This is a genomic window from Streptomyces enissocaesilis, from assembly GCF_039533765.1.
GTDB classification, from domain to species: domain Bacteria; phylum Actinomycetota; class Actinomycetes; order Streptomycetales; family Streptomycetaceae; genus Streptomyces; species Streptomyces enissocaesilis.
Window position 1 is genome coordinate 319,224 of record NZ_BAAAUD010000039.1, and the last position, 16,289, is coordinate 335,512.

The 16,289-nt window shown below is 70.7% G+C and carries 16 protein-coding genes and 1 pseudogene; 7 read left to right on the forward strand and 10 right to left on the reverse strand.

All coding sequences use genetic code 11. The features are described 5' to 3' along the window. The first annotated feature begins 66 nt into the window (after window positions 1–66). Both ABD374_RS19805 and ABD374_RS19810 read left to right on the forward strand, forming a co-directional pair. Entirely contained in the window at window positions 67–885 is an 819-nt protein-coding gene (locus ABD374_RS19805; RefSeq protein WP_344496886.1) for a helix-turn-helix domain-containing protein, read from the forward strand. Further along, window positions 882–1,121, forward strand: a complete 240-nt coding sequence (locus ABD374_RS19810) for a DUF397 domain-containing protein (RefSeq protein WP_344496887.1) — start codon at window positions 882–884, stop codon at window positions 1,119–1,121. The genes ABD374_RS19805 and ABD374_RS19810 overlap by 4 nt, the downstream gene beginning before the upstream one ends. A gap of 7 nt (window positions 1,122–1,128) precedes the next feature. On the opposite strand, the gene ABD374_RS19815 is transcribed toward ABD374_RS19810, so the two are convergent. The 4 genes from ABD374_RS19815 to ABD374_RS19830 form a co-directional block, all read right to left on the reverse strand. After that, window positions 1,129–1,815 (reverse strand): hypothetical protein, encoded by a 687-nt coding sequence (locus ABD374_RS19815; protein ID WP_344496888.1) that lies wholly within the window; start codon window positions 1,813–1,815, stop codon window positions 1,129–1,131. Further along, the gene (locus ABD374_RS19820) at window positions 1,812–2,324 is read right to left on the reverse strand and encodes a hypothetical protein (RefSeq protein WP_344496889.1); all 513 of its coding nucleotides are present in this window, start codon (window positions 2,322–2,324) and stop codon (window positions 1,812–1,814) included. The genes ABD374_RS19815 and ABD374_RS19820 overlap by 4 nt, the downstream gene beginning before the upstream one ends. Before the next feature lie 124 nt (window positions 2,325–2,448). Beyond that, window positions 2,449–3,816, reverse strand: a complete 1,368-nt coding sequence (locus ABD374_RS19825) for a putative T7SS-secreted protein (protein ID WP_344496890.1) — start codon at window positions 3,814–3,816, stop codon at window positions 2,449–2,451. After that, a complete protein-coding gene (locus ABD374_RS19830) occupies window positions 3,813–4,124 on the reverse strand; it encodes a WXG100 family type VII secretion target (RefSeq protein WP_344496891.1) in 312 nt (103 codons plus the stop codon). Before ABD374_RS19830 ends, ABD374_RS19825 begins: the two co-directional genes overlap by 4 nt. A 285-nt stretch (window positions 4,125–4,409) precedes the next feature. Here ABD374_RS19830 and ABD374_RS19835 point away from each other — a divergent pair, with 285 nt between their 5' ends. Further along, a complete protein-coding gene (locus tag ABD374_RS19835) occupies window positions 4,410–4,823 on the forward strand; it encodes a peptidase inhibitor family I36 protein (RefSeq protein WP_344496892.1) in 414 nt (137 codons plus the stop codon). Window positions 4,824–5,073: 250 nt separating this feature from the next. After that, window positions 5,074–6,072 (forward strand): aldo/keto reductase, encoded by a 999-nt coding sequence (locus tag ABD374_RS19840; RefSeq protein ID WP_344496893.1) that lies wholly within the window; start codon window positions 5,074–5,076, stop codon window positions 6,070–6,072. Window positions 6,073–6,284: 212 nt separating this feature from the next. On the opposite strand, the gene thpR is transcribed toward ABD374_RS19840, so the two are convergent. From thpR to ABD374_RS19855, 3 genes are all read right to left on the reverse strand, one after another. Then, a complete protein-coding gene (thpR, locus tag ABD374_RS19845) occupies window positions 6,285–6,857 on the reverse strand; it encodes an RNA 2',3'-cyclic phosphodiesterase (protein WP_344496894.1) in 573 nt (190 codons plus the stop codon). Window positions 6,858–6,995: 138 nt separating this feature from the next. Then, window positions 6,996–8,369 (reverse strand): MFS transporter, encoded by a 1,374-nt coding sequence (locus ABD374_RS19850; RefSeq protein WP_344496895.1) that lies wholly within the window; start codon window positions 8,367–8,369, stop codon window positions 6,996–6,998. A gap of 43 nt (window positions 8,370–8,412) precedes the next feature. Continuing rightward, entirely contained in the window at window positions 8,413–8,850 is a 438-nt protein-coding gene (locus tag ABD374_RS19855) for a MarR family winged helix-turn-helix transcriptional regulator (protein WP_069932509.1), read from the reverse strand. Window positions 8,851–8,969: 119 nt separating this feature from the next. Between ABD374_RS19855 and ABD374_RS19860 the strand changes: the two genes are divergently transcribed. Next, window positions 8,970–9,155, forward strand: coding sequence for a ribbon-helix-helix protein, CopG family (locus ABD374_RS19860; protein ID WP_344496896.1), 186 nt, complete (start codon window positions 8,970–8,972; stop codon window positions 9,153–9,155). A gap of 27 nt (window positions 9,156–9,182) precedes the next feature. On the opposite strand, the gene ABD374_RS19865 is transcribed toward ABD374_RS19860, so the two are convergent. Next, entirely contained in the window at window positions 9,183–10,634 is a 1,452-nt protein-coding gene (locus ABD374_RS19865) for an NCS2 family permease (RefSeq protein ID WP_344496897.1), read from the reverse strand. Between the two features lie 217 nt (window positions 10,635–10,851). On the opposite strand from ABD374_RS19865, the gene ABD374_RS19870 reads away from it, so the two are divergent. Together ABD374_RS19870 and ABD374_RS19875 are read left to right on the forward strand one after the other, a co-directional pair. Continuing rightward, the gene (locus tag ABD374_RS19870; RefSeq protein WP_344496898.1) at window positions 10,852–11,148 is read left to right on the forward strand and encodes a DUF2530 domain-containing protein; all 297 of its coding nucleotides are present in this window, start codon (window positions 10,852–10,854) and stop codon (window positions 11,146–11,148) included. 4 nt (window positions 11,149–11,152) lie between these two features. Continuing rightward, a pseudogene (locus ABD374_RS19875) lies at window positions 11,153–12,039 on the forward strand (HAD-IC family P-type ATPase); the annotation flags it as partial. A gap of 57 nt (window positions 12,040–12,096) precedes the next feature. On the opposite strand, the gene ABD374_RS19880 reads toward ABD374_RS19875, so the two are convergent. Then, the gene (locus ABD374_RS19880) at window positions 12,097–12,927 is read right to left on the reverse strand and encodes a DUF5707 domain-containing protein (RefSeq protein WP_344496899.1); all 831 of its coding nucleotides are present in this window, start codon (window positions 12,925–12,927) and stop codon (window positions 12,097–12,099) included. A 107-nt stretch (window positions 12,928–13,034) separates the two neighbouring features. After that, window positions 13,035–16,247 carry a sacsin N-terminal ATP-binding-like domain-containing protein gene (locus ABD374_RS19885; protein ID WP_344496900.1) on the reverse strand — a complete coding sequence of 1,071 codons (3,213 nt, stop codon included), beginning with the start codon at window positions 16,245–16,247 and terminating at the stop codon, window positions 13,035–13,037. Window positions 16,248–16,289 lie beyond the last annotated feature (42 nt).

Here is a 16,289-nt window from a genome sequence, read left to right on the forward strand (position 1 = left end):
ACCGGAGTTGACTGTGACCAGTACCACACGACGACCGTGCAGGTCTGTGCACTCCGGGAGGATGCTGTGCACTCCAGTGAACAAGGTTCAAGTAACTCAAGAACGTTCGGCGCGTTGCTTCGCCACTTCCGCGAACTCGCTGGGTTGTCACAGGAGGCGCTGGCCGGTCGTCTGGGCTTCTCCAAGTCCCAAGTGGCGATGGTGGAAAGGGGGGAGCGGCCTCCCAGGGGAGATTTCGTCCCCAAGGCGGACGAGGCTTTGGCTGCACAAGGTGCACTACTGGTCGTAGCAGAGAAGGAATTCAAAGACAGCGGGATCCCGCCATGGACCGAGGACTACTTGGCCGAGGAGCAGAAAGCGTCGTCCGTCCACTCGTACCAGAACCACGTCATTCCAGGGTTGCTACAGACCGAGGCGTACGCGCGGGCCGTCTACAACTGCAACTACTTTCCACCACTGGATGACGAGGAGATCGAGAAGCTAGTAAAGACACGGCTGAAGCGCAAGCAACTCTTCCATCGCAAGCCCATGCCCAACCTGGGATTTGTGATCGAGGAGAGCACGTTGACCCGTCCGCTCGGCGGCCCCTCGGTCCTCAAGGAGCAGTTGCACTCCGTCCTCGACTTCGGCCGGCTTCGCCATGTCGAGATCCAAGTCATGCCGCACAACCGGCAGACCCACGCCGGGCTCATGGGCCCAATGATTCTGCTGGAGACAGCAGAGCGCCGTCGGATCGCCTACATCGAAGGGCACAAGGGCGGCTACTTCGTCAGCGAACAACCCGACCTCGGCAACCTTTTCGGTAAATATGGCATCCTACGGGCGCACTCTCTGTCCCCCGAAGAGTCCGCCAAATTGATCGAACAGGTGGCACAAGAACTATGAGCTCATACCTCAACTGGTTCAAGAGCAGCTACAGCGGTGAAGAGGGCGAGTGCGTCGAGATCGCCGTCACCTGGACCAAGTCCAGGTACAGCACCAATCAGGGCGAGTGCGTCGAGGTAGCCACCTGCCCCCACGCCATCCACGTCCGCGACTCCAAAGACGTCACCCGCCCCGCCCTCGCCCTCTCCCCCACCACCTGGTCCGCCTTCGTCGCGACGTACCGCAACGAACGCTGACCCCCGCCTACCCGAAGTCGGCCCTGACCCGATCGGCGATGGCGGTTCCCTTCCCTCCGCTCTCTCCGCCGGGTTCCGGGCCGGAGGGAGGCTCCGCGCCGCTGGAGACCGTGAGGTCGTGGGCTGTCTTCGACAGCAGCGAGACGTAGAAGGGGAGATCCGGCAGGGACGGCGTGGTGAGGCTCAGGACGAGGAGCCGGCCCATGCGGGGCAGGGGCAGGTAGACGTCGGTCCGGGCGATGGGCATGGACGGCGCCGTGTCGTCGTCCGGGTCGGACTGCCATTGCAGGCCGCACAGGACGAGCACGCCCGGCCCCGCCGGAACGCGGATGTACTCGACCGTGTTGTTCTCGTTCGCGGAGAGCGCTTCGAAGAGGCCACGCGCGGACAGCTCCGCGTCGGCCTCGTCCAGCGGGTCGAGGCGGGCCAGCAGCGAGGCGGTGGTGCGGCGGCCGTCCGGGGCGTCGTCCAGGCAGAAGCCCGCGTAGAAGGCGTTCCCGGCCAGGGCGTGGTCGGCCATCTCGCGGTAGGAGTGGAAGGCGACTTCTCGTTGGAAGTCGGTCCCGGTCGGCCAGATCTCCTTTGCGATGGACCAGAGTTGATCCACCTGGCCCTGGGCGTCGAGGTCGAGACCCAGGGAGTGGAAGCCACCGGGGATGTCCATATGGAGTTCCGGCTCGGCAGAGAGGGTCATGACAGTTCCGACCACAGCTTTCCTTCGAAGATACGCAGGGAATTCCCGATGCCGCCCTCGCCCTCGCGGCGCAGGCCGTGCGAAGTAATGACCTGCTCGACAGTGCTCTGCGGGATGCCCCGGTAGTCGCGGGCGTGAAGCGTGAGCCCCTTGCTTCCTGTCCGCACGTTCCACCTGGGGACGTGGAAGACCGAGGCGGTGAGAGTGAAACGTTGGGTACGGAGCTGTTCGGCCAGCTCGGCGACCTTCCGCTCAAGGTGCGCCCGTCGCCTCGCCGGGTCGCGGGACATCTGGAACCGCAGACTGCGCAGCGAAGTGGCCCGCGCCACGGCAAGGCGGGGATCAGTACCGTCGCTGGAAGTGGCATCCCCGGCGACCTTGATGACCATGAATGCGATGCGTGCCAAGAATTCCAGAGGAATAGCGACCCACTGCACGACGAACCAGAGCAGCAGTGCCCATCGGGGAAGTACCGGGAGCGCCGGGTCACTACTGGGAATATTCTTCATCACCGCTGTCCTGTAACACTGTCGTAGATGTCGCTTGCTGTGCCCGGTACCTGGGAAACGAACCGGGAAGCGTGGGGAAGGACCGGATCAGCCAGCGATTCGGACGGCAGTACGACAGCCACCCCTACTCTCCCGTCACGCTGTCGTAGATGTCGCTGACGGCGCCCGGTACGGACTGAGCGAGCAACGGACCCTTCGACCACCACGAGGTGGGATCAAGGGACCCGTCCGCACGGATCGCAGATCGGAAGGAATCGATGCTCCGCAGTCCCGGGACACGGTCGACGACCTGACTGAGCCCCTTTTCGACCAGGCCCGCTCCAAGGTTCTTGGCCACCGAATGCTCCCAGGCGAGCTTGAACCGGTGGCCGTCCGAGGCGATGACGTCGCCGATCCGCTCGGTATTGCTGAAGAGTTTGTAGGCAGGTCCCTTGACCGTCGTGAAACCCGCGTCGGCGATACGGGCGGCATGCATGGCGTCATCGACGACATTCCCGACCTTGACCACCTTTACCGTGCCGGTGATCGCCGTTTTGGCGAACGCCGCGCCCGGAATGATGCCCACCGCATCCCCCGCGAGACTCAGCCAGCTGACATCGGCCCCGCCCAGCTTCGCCGCGCCGTGCGAGAGCAGCGCCCCCGCGGAGAAGCCCGCGCTCGCCAGCGCGAGCGCGCCGGACAGCGGCGGGCACCACAGGGTCAGGAGCGCCAGGATGCCCAGTACGGCGGAGATGTTCCCCAGCCAGTCCCCGATCTTGTTCAGCAGGTCCTTGTGGCGGGCGCACCACTCCTGGATCGCGTGTCCGATCTCCTGGAACTTGTCGCCGAGCCGGTCCCAGAACCCCGGATCCGGCGCGCTGTCCGTCGCCTTGCGCAGCTGCCCCGCGATCCCGCGCGCCTCGGCCTGGTGGTTCTCCAGCAGCTGCTCGGCCCGCTTGATGATCTCTTCGAGTTCGCGCTGCGCCCGGTCCAACTGCGCGGAGGCGGAGGAGAGTTCACCGTCCGCCTGCTTCAGCCGCGCGTTCGCCGCGTCGACCTTCGCCTGGGCCTCCTGGAGCGCGGGGCCCGTGAAGTACTGGCCGCCGAGCCGGAACGCGGGGTCGGCCGCCGCCTGGTTGTAGCGGCCGATCGCGGCCTCGTTGGCCTTCTCCGCCGAGGCCACCTTGCCCTTGGCTTCCCTGGCGTGGGTCTCGTACGTACGGGCCGTGCTCTGGTAGTGCGTCAGCGCCTCGCGCCACTTCGACAGCTCCGTCGACGCGGTCCGCATCGCCTCGTGGCTGTCCTTCAGGTAGCCGGGCAGCTCGCCGACCTTCCGCGAGAACGCGGAGGCCGCGTCCCCGGCCCAGCTCACGTTCCCGGTCAGGCGCTTGATGGTGGCCTGCGCGTTGTCGAGCGCGGTCGCCGCCTGTTTCGTACGGGCCGCGAGGGAACCCACGTTGCCGGCGTCGCCCGGCGCGGGGTCGAAGCCGAGGGAGGGGTAGGTGGCGCTCACTTCCCGCCGCCCTTTCCGGCCCCGGCGGCGAAGCCGTCCCGGATGGCCGATTCGACCTCGTGGTAGGTCGTGCGGGTCTGCTTGACCTTGTCCTCGATGACCTGTGTACCGTCGGCGATCTTCTTGATCGCGTCGTCCCAGCTGTCGTGGAACTCGTCGCAGGCGTTGTCGAGTTCCTTGCTGCCCGTGGTCTTCGGGCCGGTGTCGCGCAGCGCGTTCAGCGCCGCGCGCATCTCCTCCTGGCTCCGGTGGAGCTCTCTGACGAGCCCGTCGAGCTCACTGATCTCGACCTTGAAACCTGCCCCCATCGCGCCGGGCCCCCTTGTTTCGGAATTCGCAACCGTCAAGCCTCTCCACACGTTAACCAGCAGGCGAAAGAGGGCTCGCAAGAGGGTCCTGCCCGTTCGCAAAACCTTCACAGCGAGCAGAACGCGTGCGCGGAGGGTTCGGCGTACCGCTCCAACAGCCGCACTTCCGGGCGGAGTTGGCTCATTCGGCGCCTTGTCCGTCCGATCGCCGCTTCCCTGGTGTGGCCGCGTCGCCTCACTGACCCGGGGCGACGGGGGAACTCGACGGAGAGGAAGCACCAGACCGTGCGCAGGACTCGTACGATGCCGGCCGGCCTCGGCACGGCCGCCCTCCTCGCCACCGTATCCGCGCCCACGGCGTCCGCGGCCCCGGCCGACGCGCAGGAGTGGGGGGCGTGCGCCAGTGGCAACGTCTGCTTCCGCACGGGGACCCACGGCACCGGTTCCACGTGGTCCTGGAGCGTCGCCGACGCGGACCGGACCCAGGGATCCATCCGCTGCTCCTGGTCCCGGACCCACAACGTGAAGTCGGTGCGGAACCGGGGCACCAGCTCGGCCGGCGGCGTCGCCTCCTACCAGTGGGCGAACCACAACACCCGCAAGGGCTGCACGCCCCAGGGCGCGCGGGGCAACCTCGCGGGTACGTACCTGCTCACGTCACACCAGTGGATCAGCGGCTCCTGCGGCTCCTGCGGCTGACCCGACGGCGCACGGCCGTCCGTGGAGCGGCCCCGCCGGGTGCGTGGCGGGGTCGCTCCCCCGTTCCCCCCGGCACCCGCCCCCGGAACCCGCCGCCGACAGGGGTGGCGGGCCCAGTGGGCCAGGGCGCCCTGCTCGCCGAGGACCACGGCGCCGCGGGAGCCGGTCGCCGGGCGGCTGCCGGCGCATCGTCGACTTCCGCGCACGCCCTCTTGCTTCGAGCGTGCTCGAAGGCGTTGGCTTGGTCTCCATGAAGTACACGCAACTCGGACGCACGGGACTCAAGGTCAGCCGCCTCGTCCTCGGCACGATGAACTTCGGGCCCGAGACCAGCGAGGCCGACAGCCACAGCATCATGGACTCCGCTCTCGGGGCCGGCCTCAACTTCTTCGACACCGCCAACGCCTACGGCTGGGGCGCCAACAAGGGCCGCACCGAGGAGATCATCGGCTCCTGGTTCGCGAAGGGCGGTGACCGGCGGGACAAGACCGTCCTCGCCACCAAGGTCTTCGCCAACATGACGCCGGACGACGCGCCGACCTGGCCCAACCACGACCGTCTCTCCGCCGTCAACATCCGGCGGTCCGTCGACGCCAGCCTCAGGCGGCTCCAGACGGACTACATCGACATCTACCAGTTCCACCATGTCGACCGGAACACTCCGTTCGAGGAGATCTGGCAGGCCATCGACGTACTCGTCCAGCAGGGCAAGATCCTGTACGCCGGCTCGTCGAACTTCGCCGGCTGGCACATCGCGCGCGCCAACGAGACCGCGCGGCGGCTCGGATCGTACGGGCTCGTGAGCGAGCAGTGCCTCTACAACCTCGCCGAGCGGCGCGCCGAGATGGAGGTCATTCCGGCCGCGCGGGAGTACGGACTCGGGATCATCCCGTGGTCACCGCTGCACGGCGGGCTGCTCGGCGGCGTGCTGCGCAAGGAGCGTGAGGGCCGGGCGGCCCGGTCCTCCTCCGGACGGTCGGCCGACGCGCTCGCGAACACGGCCGTCCGCGCGCAGGTGCAGGCGTACGAGGACCTGCTGGCCAAGCACGGGCTGGAGCCCGGCGAGGCCGCCCTGGCCTGGCTGCTCACCCGGCCGGGGGTCACCGGACCCATCGTCGGGCCGCGTACGGCGGAGCAGCTGGAGTCGGCGCTGCGCGCCGTCGAGCTGGAGCTGTCGGAGGAGGTGCTGGCGTCGCTGGAAGAGATCTTCCCGGGGCCGGGGCCGTCTCCCGAGGCCTTCGCCTGGTAGGTCCGGCCCCGTAGTACGGCCGGCAGCACGTCCAGCAGTACGTCGCCCCGGCGGGCGCGGTCGGCCGGCCGATCGGTCAGCCGCCGACCGCGGCGGCCAGGGCGACGACGACGAACATCAGCACGAGTACACCGGCCATGATCCGGTTTCTGCTTTTCGGGTCCACACATCGAGCGTAACCGGCCGGGGCACGGGCCCGGGCGCGCCCCCGGTCAGTGCCCCAGCCGCCAGACCCGCACCGGCTCGTACCGGGGCCGTGCGCCGGGCACCCCGTGCACCGGCAGGTTGCTGCGGACGAGAGCAAACTCACCCACCGTCCAGGCCGCGCCCTCGAAGGGGGCGAGCGCCTCGACGTACGGCCGCAGGTCCGCGGCCGGTCCGGTGGCGCGGCTGCGGGCGACCGTCAGGTGCGCCTTGTACGCCCGGTGCTCGTCCATCGCCACCCCGGCCCGCCGCGCCGCCGCGTCCGCGCGGTCCGCGAGCAGCCGCATCGCGTCGAGGCCGCCCGCCGCCCCGGCCCACAGGGCGCGCTGCCCGAAGCGTCCGCCGCCGTGGAGGCGGAGGGGGAAGGGGTCCTGGCGGGCGGCGGCGCGGCCGAAGCGTTCCTCGACGGCCGGCAGGAGCTCTTCGTCCACCTCCCCGAGGAAGGCGAGCGTGAAGTGCCAGCCGTCACGGCCCGTCCAGCGCAGGCCGTTCGCGCCGGGGAGGGCGCGCAGCCGGTCGACGGCGACGGCGAGTTCGTCGACGGCCCCGGTGGGCGGGAGTACGGCGGCGAAGAGTCTCATACGACCAGTTTCCGGAGTGCGGGCCCTCGCGCGCGGCCTGCGTGAACGGGCCGGGCCCTGACGGACGTACGACGGCGTACGGCGGGGCCCGGGCGCACCATCCGCCCGGGCCCCGGCATCACGCCCCGTCGGTCCGCGTCACGCCACCGTCGCGAGTTCCTTCCGGCGTACCGGCTCATCGGACTCCTTCGGGACGAACGCCACGTGCCGGTGGCCCCGGCGCAGGTCCACCTTGAGACGCAGGCCCCCCAGGCGCGCCAGGACGATCGCCACGCCGATGCCCGCCAGCAGCGAGATCACGCCGCCCGTCGCGAAGCCGACGCGCGCGCCGTAGGTGTCGGTGACCCAGCCGAGGAGCGGCGCGCCCACCGGCGTACCGCCGGCGAAGACCATCATGTAGAGGCTCATGACACGGCCCCGCATCGCCGGGTCGGTCGCCATCTGGACACTCGTGTTGGCGGTGATGTTGACCGTCAGGCCGAGCATGCCGATCGGCACCAGCAGTATCGCGAACAGCCACAGGGCGGGCGAGAACGACGCCGTGATCTGGAGCGCGCCGAAGGCCATCGCGGCGGCGACCAGCATCCGCAGCCGCGAGGAGCGGCGGCGGGCGGAGAGCAGCGCGCCGACCAGCGAACCGGCCGCCATCAGGATGTTGAAGAAGGAGTACAGTCCGGCGCCGCCGTGGAAGACGCCGTCGGCGAAGGCGCTCAGCCAGATCGGGAAGTTGAAGCCGAACGTGCCGACGAAGCCGACGAGGACGATGGGCCACATCAGCTCGGGGCGGCCCTTGACGTACCGCAGGCCCTCCCGCAGCTGGCCCTTGCCGCGCGGCACCCTCTCCACCTTGTGCATCTCGCTCTGGCGCATCAGCAGCAGGCCGGCGAGCGGTGCGAGGAAGGACAGGCCGTTGAGCATGAACGCCCAGCCGCTGCCGATCGTCGTGATCAGCACGCCCGCGACGGCGGGGCCGATCAGACGGGCCGACTGGAAGTTCGCCGAGTTGAGGCTGACGGCGTTGCGCAGCTGGTCGGGGCCGACCATCTCGGACACGAAGGACTGCCGGGCCGGGTTGTCGACGACCGTGACCATGCCGAGCAGGAACGCGATCAGGTAGACGTGCCAGACCTGGATGTGGCCGGAGAGCGTGAGGGCGGCGAGCGCGACGCCGCACAGGCCGAGGGCGGCCTGGCTGAAGAGCAGAAGGGTGCGCTTGGGGTAGCGGTCGGCGATGACACCGCCGTACAGGCCGAAGAGCAGCATCGGCAGGAACTGGAGGGCCGTGGTGATGCCGACGGCGGCCGCCGACCCGGTGAGGTCGAGGACCAGCCAGTCCTGGGTGATGCGCGACATCCACGTGCCGGTGTTGGACACGACGGCGCCGGTCGCGAAGAGCCGGTAGTTGCGGATCCTCAGGGACGAGAACATGCTCGGCCCCTTGCGTTCCCTGGTGGGTATCTCGTGGTGGGTGTTCGGTGCGGGGGCGGAGTCTGCTCCGGATCCCGTACTCAAAGTGGGTTCGCCTCCTCGGCGGCGCGCGGGGTCGGTGGTGCGGTCAGAGGTGTGCGAGCTTCTCCAGGACGGGGGCGGCAGCGCGCAGCTTCGCCCATTCGTCCTCGTCCAGACCTTCGCAGAGGCCGGCCAGCCAGGCGTTCCGCTTACGGCGGCTCTCCTCGAGCATCGCCTCGGCGGTCTCGGTCTGGCTGACCACCTTCTGCCGGCGGTCGTCGGGATGCGGCTCCAGCCTGACCAGTCCCTTGGCTTCGAGCAGCGCCACGATGCGGGTCATCGAGGGCGGCTGCACGTGCTCCTTGCGGGCCAGCTCACCGGGGGTGGCCGAGCCGCAGCGGGCGAGGGTGCCGAGCACCGACATCTCGGTGGGGCTCAGCGATTCGTCGACGCGCTGGTGCTTCAGGCGCCGGCCCAGCCGCATGACGGCCGAGCGCAGGGAGTTCACAGCGGCAGCGTTGCCGGCGTGCGACAGGTCAGGCATCTATTTAGCCTAACTCATTACCCACGCTAAATACAGTCGGAGCATCACTTCACCCGTACGAGTGAGAACGCTCCAGAAAGTGACGTACGGCCGGGGGCGGGACGGCGACGCTGTCCCGCATGGGATCAACAGTGCTCAGCCTGCGGATAGACGGTGAGCTGCACGACCGCCTCCGGGACCGTGCCGCCAGACGCGGAATGAGCGTCCAGGACTATGTGGTCCGGACGCTCATTCGCGACGACTTCGACGAACGCTTCAAGACGGCGGTCGACGAGACGGAGAAGTTCTACGACGGCATCGCGTGAGACCGCTCCCTCGAGGCCGCCTGCGTGTTACGTGAGGTCGAGCGCCGGCATCAGGTAGTAGAAGGCGAAGACCGCCGACACCGCGTACATCGCCGCAGGCACCTCGCGCCCGCGCCCGGCCGCCAGGCGCAGCACGCAGAAGCTGACGAAGCCGATGCCGATGCCGTTCGTGATCGAGTACGTGAACGGCATCATCAGCATGGTCAGGAACGCCGGGATCGCGATCGTGTGGTCGGCCCAGTCGATGTCCTTGACCGAGCCCGACAGGATCAGGAAGCCCACCGCGAGCAGCGCCGGGGTGGCGGCCTGCGACGGCACCATCGTGACCAGCGGCGTCAGGAACAGACCCACGGCGAAGAGGCCGCCGGTGACGACGTTCGCGAGACCGGTGCGCGCGCCCTCGCCGACACCGGCGGTGGACTCGACGAAGCAGGTGGTGGCGGAGCTGGAGGTCGCGCCGCCCGCGGCGACGGCGATGCCGTCGATGAGCAGCACCTTGTTGACGCCGGGCAGGTTGCCCTTCTCGTCCAGCAGCTTGGCCTCGTCGCTGACGCCGAGGATCGTGCCCATCGCGTCGAAGAAGCAGGACAGCAGCACGGTGAAGACGAAGAGGATGCCGGTCAGCAGGCCGACCTTCTCGAAACCGCCGAACAGGCTGACCTGGCCGACCAGACCGAAGTCCGGGGAGGCCACCGGGTTGCCGGGCCACTCGGGGGTGGTCAGGCCCCAGGACGGGATGTCGGCGACGGCGTTGACGACGAGGGCGACGACGGTCATCACGACGATCGAGATGAGGATCGCGCCCGGCACCTTGCGGACGATCAGCGCGAGCGTGAGCAGCACGCCGAGGACGAAGATCAGGACCGGCCAGCCGTTGAGCTGGCCGGTGGCGCCGAGCTGGAGCGGGACGGTGGTGTGCGCGGCGTCCGGCATGCGGGAGACGAAGCCCGAGTCGACCAGGCCGATCAGCATGATGAAGAGGCCGATGCCGATCGCGATGCCCTTGCGCAGGCCGATCGGCACCGCGCTCATCACGCGTTCCCGCAGGCCGGTCGCGACGAGCAGCATCACGACGAAACCGGCGAGCACGACCATGCCCATCGCGTCGGGCCAGCTCATGCGGGGCGCGAGCTGGAGCGCGACGACGGTGTTGACGCCGAGGCCGGCGGCGAGCGCGATCGGCACGTTGCCGATGACGCCCATCAGCAGGGTCGAGAACGCGGCCGTCAGCGCGGTGGCGGTGACCAGCTCGCTGCCGTCGAGCTGGTGCCCGTACATGTCCTTCGCGCTGCCCAGGATGATCGGGTTCAGCACGATGATGTAGGCCATCGCGAAGAAGGTGGCGAGACCGCCCCGGATCTCGCGCGGAACGGTGGAGCCCCGCTCGGAGATCTTGAAGAAGCGGTCGAGACCGTTCTTCGGCTCCGGAGAAGACGGCGGCTGCTTGGCGTCGACCGGAGCCGTGGCCGAGGGAGACATGCGTGACCTCATGCGGAAGAAGGGGCCCGAAGGGCAGACGGGGGGCAAGTCGGATACATCTGGAAGCAGTCGACATTGGATGTTCAGACGAACAAAACCAGTCAGACGAAACCTGTTTCAGTATGAATACATAAGGGAAAGATCGCTATCTCCGCGCGTAGACCCTTGGGCCACCTGGACCGGCCGCACGTGTGCGGGTGCCGCCTACACTGTCCCCATGGCGAAGTGGACCCCCAAGCACGAGGCACCCGAGCCCCTTGAAGGGCCCGTCGTCGCCACCGTCGTCGGCGGCACGCTCATCTGGTTCACCCTCTTCCTGGTGCAGCTCCCCTTCTACGCCTGGTTCGACGACCGCGGCTGGACGTGGTGGGTGTGGACCTGCCTGGCCGGCGCCGGTCTCGGACTGATCGGCATCTGGTACGTGCGCGGGCGCGAAGCGGCGATCGAGCGCGCGAAGGCCGCGGGGCCGGAATCCGCGGGGACGAGCACCCGCGCCGCCGCCCCGGACGCGTAACCCGGACGAGCGACGGGCTCCGGCCGCTCGACGGGTCGATCCGCACGCCCGGCCGTACCGTCGGAACCATGTACGCGGCGGCCGGGTCACCCCGCGGCAGAAGCGCGACATGGTCGGAGCGCTCCAGTCGGAGGGCCGCACGGTCGCCGTGACGGGCGACGGCGTCAACGACGTACTGGCCCTCAAGGACGCCGACATCGGGGTCACGACGGGGTCCGGGGCGGGGGCCACGCGGACGGTGGCGCAGATCGTACTGCTCGACAACAGCTTCGCGACGCCGCCCTCGGTGGTGGCCGAGGGGCGCCGGGTCATCGGCGACATCACCCGGGTCGCGCCCCTCTTCCTCACGAAGACGGTCCACCCGGCGCTGCCGGCGATCCTGGTGGTCTGCTCGCAGGTCGAGTACCCGTTCCTGCCGCGCCACCCGACGCTGCTCCCGAAGCCGACGATCGGGGTGCCCGCGTTCTTCCTCGCGCCGGCGCCCGACAAGGAGCGGGCCCGGCCGGACTACGTACGCCGGGTGTGCGGTACGCGGTCCCCGGCGGCGTCATCGCCGCGTCCGCGACCTTCTGTACGTACCTGCTCGCCCGGTCGCACTGCTCCGGCCCCGGGGCCCTGGCCGCCGAGACGAGCACGGCGACGCTCACGCCCTTCCCGGTGTCGGCCTGGGTGCCGGCGATCGTCGCCCGCCCGTACACCTGGTGGCGCGTCGGCCTGGTGGCCGCGATGAGCCCCGGCTTCGTGGTCGTGCCCGTGGTCCCGTGGCTCCAGGACTTCTTCGCGCCGAAGCCGGTGGGTACGACGATGCCGTGGGCGGCGGTGGGCATCGCGGCGGTGGCGGCGGCCGCCCCGGAGCTGGTGTGGCACCGGGTCGGCCGCCGCTCCCCCGCGCAGCGGGGGTACTGCCTGTCCTGCCTGGGGTACTGCTGGGGTTACCGCCCCGGGTGCTTAGCGCACGTCGAGGTAGTCACCGCCCGCGGAGATCGCGGGGGTGGTGGACGTACCCGCGAACGAGTAGCGCCAGTAGCCGTCGGAGGCCGCCGTGACGGTCGTCTTCAGGTCACCGGTGCTGCTGGAGGTGACCGTCTTGACGGTGGTGTACGTGCTGGTGCCGGCCTTGCGGAACTGGAGCTTCACCGGCTGCTTGGTGTAGCCCGCGTAGGCGGAGGTCTCCCAGTTGGCGCGGGACAGCTTGCCCGTGACCGTGATGGTCTTGCCCTTCACGACCGGCTCGGGCGAGGCGTTGACCGTCAGCTTCGCGTAGCGCTGGACCTGGTGCGTCTTGTACGCGTCCTTCCAGATCATGTCGCCGTCCTTGCCCAGGGCGGCGGCGGTGACCTTCCACGTACCCGCGAAGGAGTTCTCGTACAGGTCGATCTGCGGGTCGACCGTGATCGTGAGCTTGCACGTCGACGTCGTGGCGCTGGACGCCGTGCAGGTGGCCGCCTCCTCGTTCGGGAGGAGCCAGTTGTCCGCCTCCTCGGCCGAGGCACCGTGCCAGAGGTCGACGTACGCGTCTTCGATACCGGACGGGTCGGTCGCGGTCACCGAGACGGTGTAGGTCTTGGCGGCCGTGGTGCCGAGAACGATGGCCTTGCCGCCGTTGACGACAACATTGGTGATCTTGGTGTCGCCGACGATCTCGTCAGCGGGGGCCTGTCCGGCGAAGGCCGACAGGCTGTCCGGCTTCGGGGCGTCCTCGGCCTGGGCGGCCGGGGCGGCGAAGGCGGACAGGGCCAGGGCGCCCGAAACGGCGGCCACAGTGGCACGTATGCGCATGTATGTAAGTCCCCACATGGATGCGACCCCGCCGTGTTTCCCCCCGGCGGGATCTTTGAGTGTCGAACGAAGTGTAGGGATACCGTGGAGAGTTCGTAAACAGAGAATCAGTCGAACCAGCGGTCGCGCGCCAGCTCCTCCGTGCGCGACGGGTCCTCGATCAGCGCCGCCACCTCGAAGCGGCGCGGCCACTGGCCCGTTGACCAGGCAAGACCGGCCGCCACGCCCTCCAGGGTGGCCGCGTGGACCACGCCGTCGGGGGTGCGGCGCCAGTCCAGTTCGACGCCGCCCGCGAGGAGTTCCTCGTGTTCGACGTACGTCGCCGGGGTGGCGGCGCCGAGCAGGGCCCGTACCGCTTCCGGAACCTCGCGCTCCGCGCCCTCCGAGTCCACCTCCGCCCGGTCCGACTCACTGAGGCGGCGCACCTGGAGGAGTTCGGCCAGGTCGGCTGCGCGGGACGGGGCCACCGGCAGCAGCGGCAGTCCGGCGGTGAGGGGCAGCAGGTCGGGGGCGTCCGCGACCACGGCGTCCGCAGCGTCGACCACCCGCACCTCGCCGTCCACGACCGCGCGCAGCTCGTCGGGGAGCGTGACCTGCTCGGGGTCGAGGTCGGCCAGGGCGCCGTACAGCGCGTGGAGCCGGGGCGCGGTGACCGTACGGTCCGGGTCCGCGAGGCGGCCGAGGAGCTCGGCGGCGCCGCCGGGCTCGTCCAGCAGCGCGGCCACGGAGGTGCGCACGCCCAGCGCCCTCAGCACCTGCTCGTCGTCGAAGCCGGTCGCGTCCGCGGAGGTGTAGAGCCCGTCGAGGAGCGGGTCGCCGCCCGCCGCGCGCAGACCGGCCGGCCGGCGCCCGTCGAGCACGGGGTGGTCGCGCAGCCACCACGCGGTGTACGGGCGTACGGACTGCGTCGTCCCGTCCGGCAGCAGGACGCGCACGGGCTGGGTCAGCGCGTCCCGCAGCGGCGGCCGGGCGAGCATCGCGAGGGCCTGCGGCCACTTGTCGTCGTCGACCAGGTCCAGGTCCCGTACGGCGACGATCTCGGTGGCGACCGGCGGCACGGAGGTCTCCGGCAGCTGGTCGAGGATGTCCTCGCACCACACGTCCACGGCGTCGAGCAGGCCCGCGTCGTCGGGCTCGGCGAAGTCGCCGTCGCGCGGCTCGAACTCGTCGGGGTCCAGGACGACGTCGGTGGCGCGTACCAGCGCGAAGCCGGCCAGGACACCGCAGGCGGTGAGCGGCTGCTCGCCCCAGCGGGCGGCCAGTTCGGCGTCGCACAGGGCCAGTTCGCCCTCGCGCATGATCTGCGCGAACGGGCTGCCGGGCAGGACGAGTTCACCGGCGGGAGCGAGCTCGCCGTCCTCGTCGGCCAGGGCGAGCGCGCCGAGCCACGGCTCGTCGCCGGGCGACAGGTCGGCGTCGCGCACGAGCGCCAGGACGGTCTCCGCCAGCTCCTCGGCGTCGGGGGCGTCCTCGTCCCAGATCTGGCCGCCCTCGTCCATGGAGGCGGCGACGGCGGCCCGCACCTGCGGGGTGGTGAGGACGGCGCGGGGGGTGGCGGGGAGCGCGCCGAGCTTTTCGAGGAGGGGGTGGGCGGCGTCGGGGTGGGCGACCTTCAGGCCGAGGCGGGTGAGTTGCTCGGGGGCGGCGGCGGTGCCGGTGTCCGCGCCCGCGCCGGTGTCCGCGCCGGTGTCCGTGTCCGTGTACGTGTCCGCGCCGGAGAGCGGCAGCAGGACCTGGCGCGGGCCGATCACCGTACGGCCGCCGGCCAGCGGGACCGGCAGACCGGACAGGCGGTCCGGGTCGACGCCGGCCAGGGACTCGTACAGCCGCCGCCACCAGGACGGCTCGCGCTCGGCGCCCGCGAGGCGTTCGATGGCGTCGCCCAGCGGCAGCCGGCCGACGCCGAGGGTGCGCAGCTCGGGGCGGCGTTCGAGCCCGGCGGGCAGCAGGGTCGGCAACACCTCGGCCATGACGCGGACGGTGTCCGCGCCCGCGCCCTCGACGACCTCCGCCTCGAACGGGCGCAGCGCGGTGAACTCCTCGGACGGCGCCGCCGGTGCGAGGAACGCGACGCGGGGCAGCCGTTCGACGACGGCCGCGCGCAGCGCGCCGTCCAGTTCGCCCTTGCCGAGCGGCCCGGGGACGAGGTCGACCGTCCCGGTGGACACCGGCTCCCAGTCGCCGAGCAGTTCGGCGTACGCGTCGGCGGCGCGCTGCACGAGGAAGTCGGTGAGCGGGCCCGGCGCGGGGTGGCGGCGGGCCGTGTCCAGCGGAAGCGACGCGATCAGCAGGGCCGGTACGCCGAGGGGTTCGTCGGTCGGGGTCGGGGCGTGCACGACGGGCGCGGTGGCGGGCCGCTGCGGCGCGCCCTCGCTGTCCACCGGCACGGCCCAGGTGACGGACCAGTGCGGGCGCAGGCGCTCCTCGACGGGCCGGTCGGCGAGGAGGGCGGGGGCCAGGGCTCCCGAGCGGGTGACGGTGCGCCAGCGGGTGGTGCGGGTGGCGGGCGCGGCGGCGGGCGCGGCGCCATGCGCGGTGTCCTCGACGTGGACGTACGCGTCCCGCTCGTACCGCGTCAACGTCCTCGTGGAGCCCGGGGTTTCGACGACCACCTCGGCGAGGCCGGGGAGGGTGAGGAGCAGGGCGTCGTCGATGGCGTCGAGCAGGTGCCGGGCGAGGTCCACGGCGCCGCCGTCGCGCAGGGGCAGGACCACGACGGTGTCGTAGCCCTCGGGGGCGGAGCCCTCGGCGGGGAGCGGGAGCCGCAGGAGGGGCACGTGGCCGTCGCGGCGCCGCAGTTCCTCGCCGAGGCCGGGCGCGGTGCCGGCGGCGTCCACGGCCAGCTCCCTGGCCTCCGCCAGGGACCAGCGGACACCGCCGTGGCGGCCGAGGACGGCGGGCTCGTCGCTGACGGCCAGTACGGCGGCGAACCCGACGCCGAAGCGGCCGACCGCGCCGCCGGGACCCTCTTCGTACTCCCGCTTGGCGGACGCGCGCAGCGTGCTGAGGGACTCGACGCCGGCGGCGTCGAGGGGGGCGCCGGTGTTGGCGGCGGCGAGGATCGCGGGGGCGCCGTGTTCGGTGGCGGCGTGCAGGGTGAGCCGGAGCCTGCCGGCGACGCCGGCGCGGGCGGCGGCGTCGGCCGCGTTCTGGGCCAGCTCGACGACGAGGCGGTCCCGGTAGCCGCCGAGGGCGAGGTCCTCCTCGGCGTTGGCGTCCTCGCGGAACCGGGCGGGGCTCGCGCTCCACGCGTCGAGCACCCCGCGCCGCAGCCGCGCCGTCCCGAAGGGGTCTGCCTCGTCGGTGGCCCTGACGCTCACGCTTGTCTCCGCTCGTCCTGAGGTACGGGTGCTGGGGTGCTG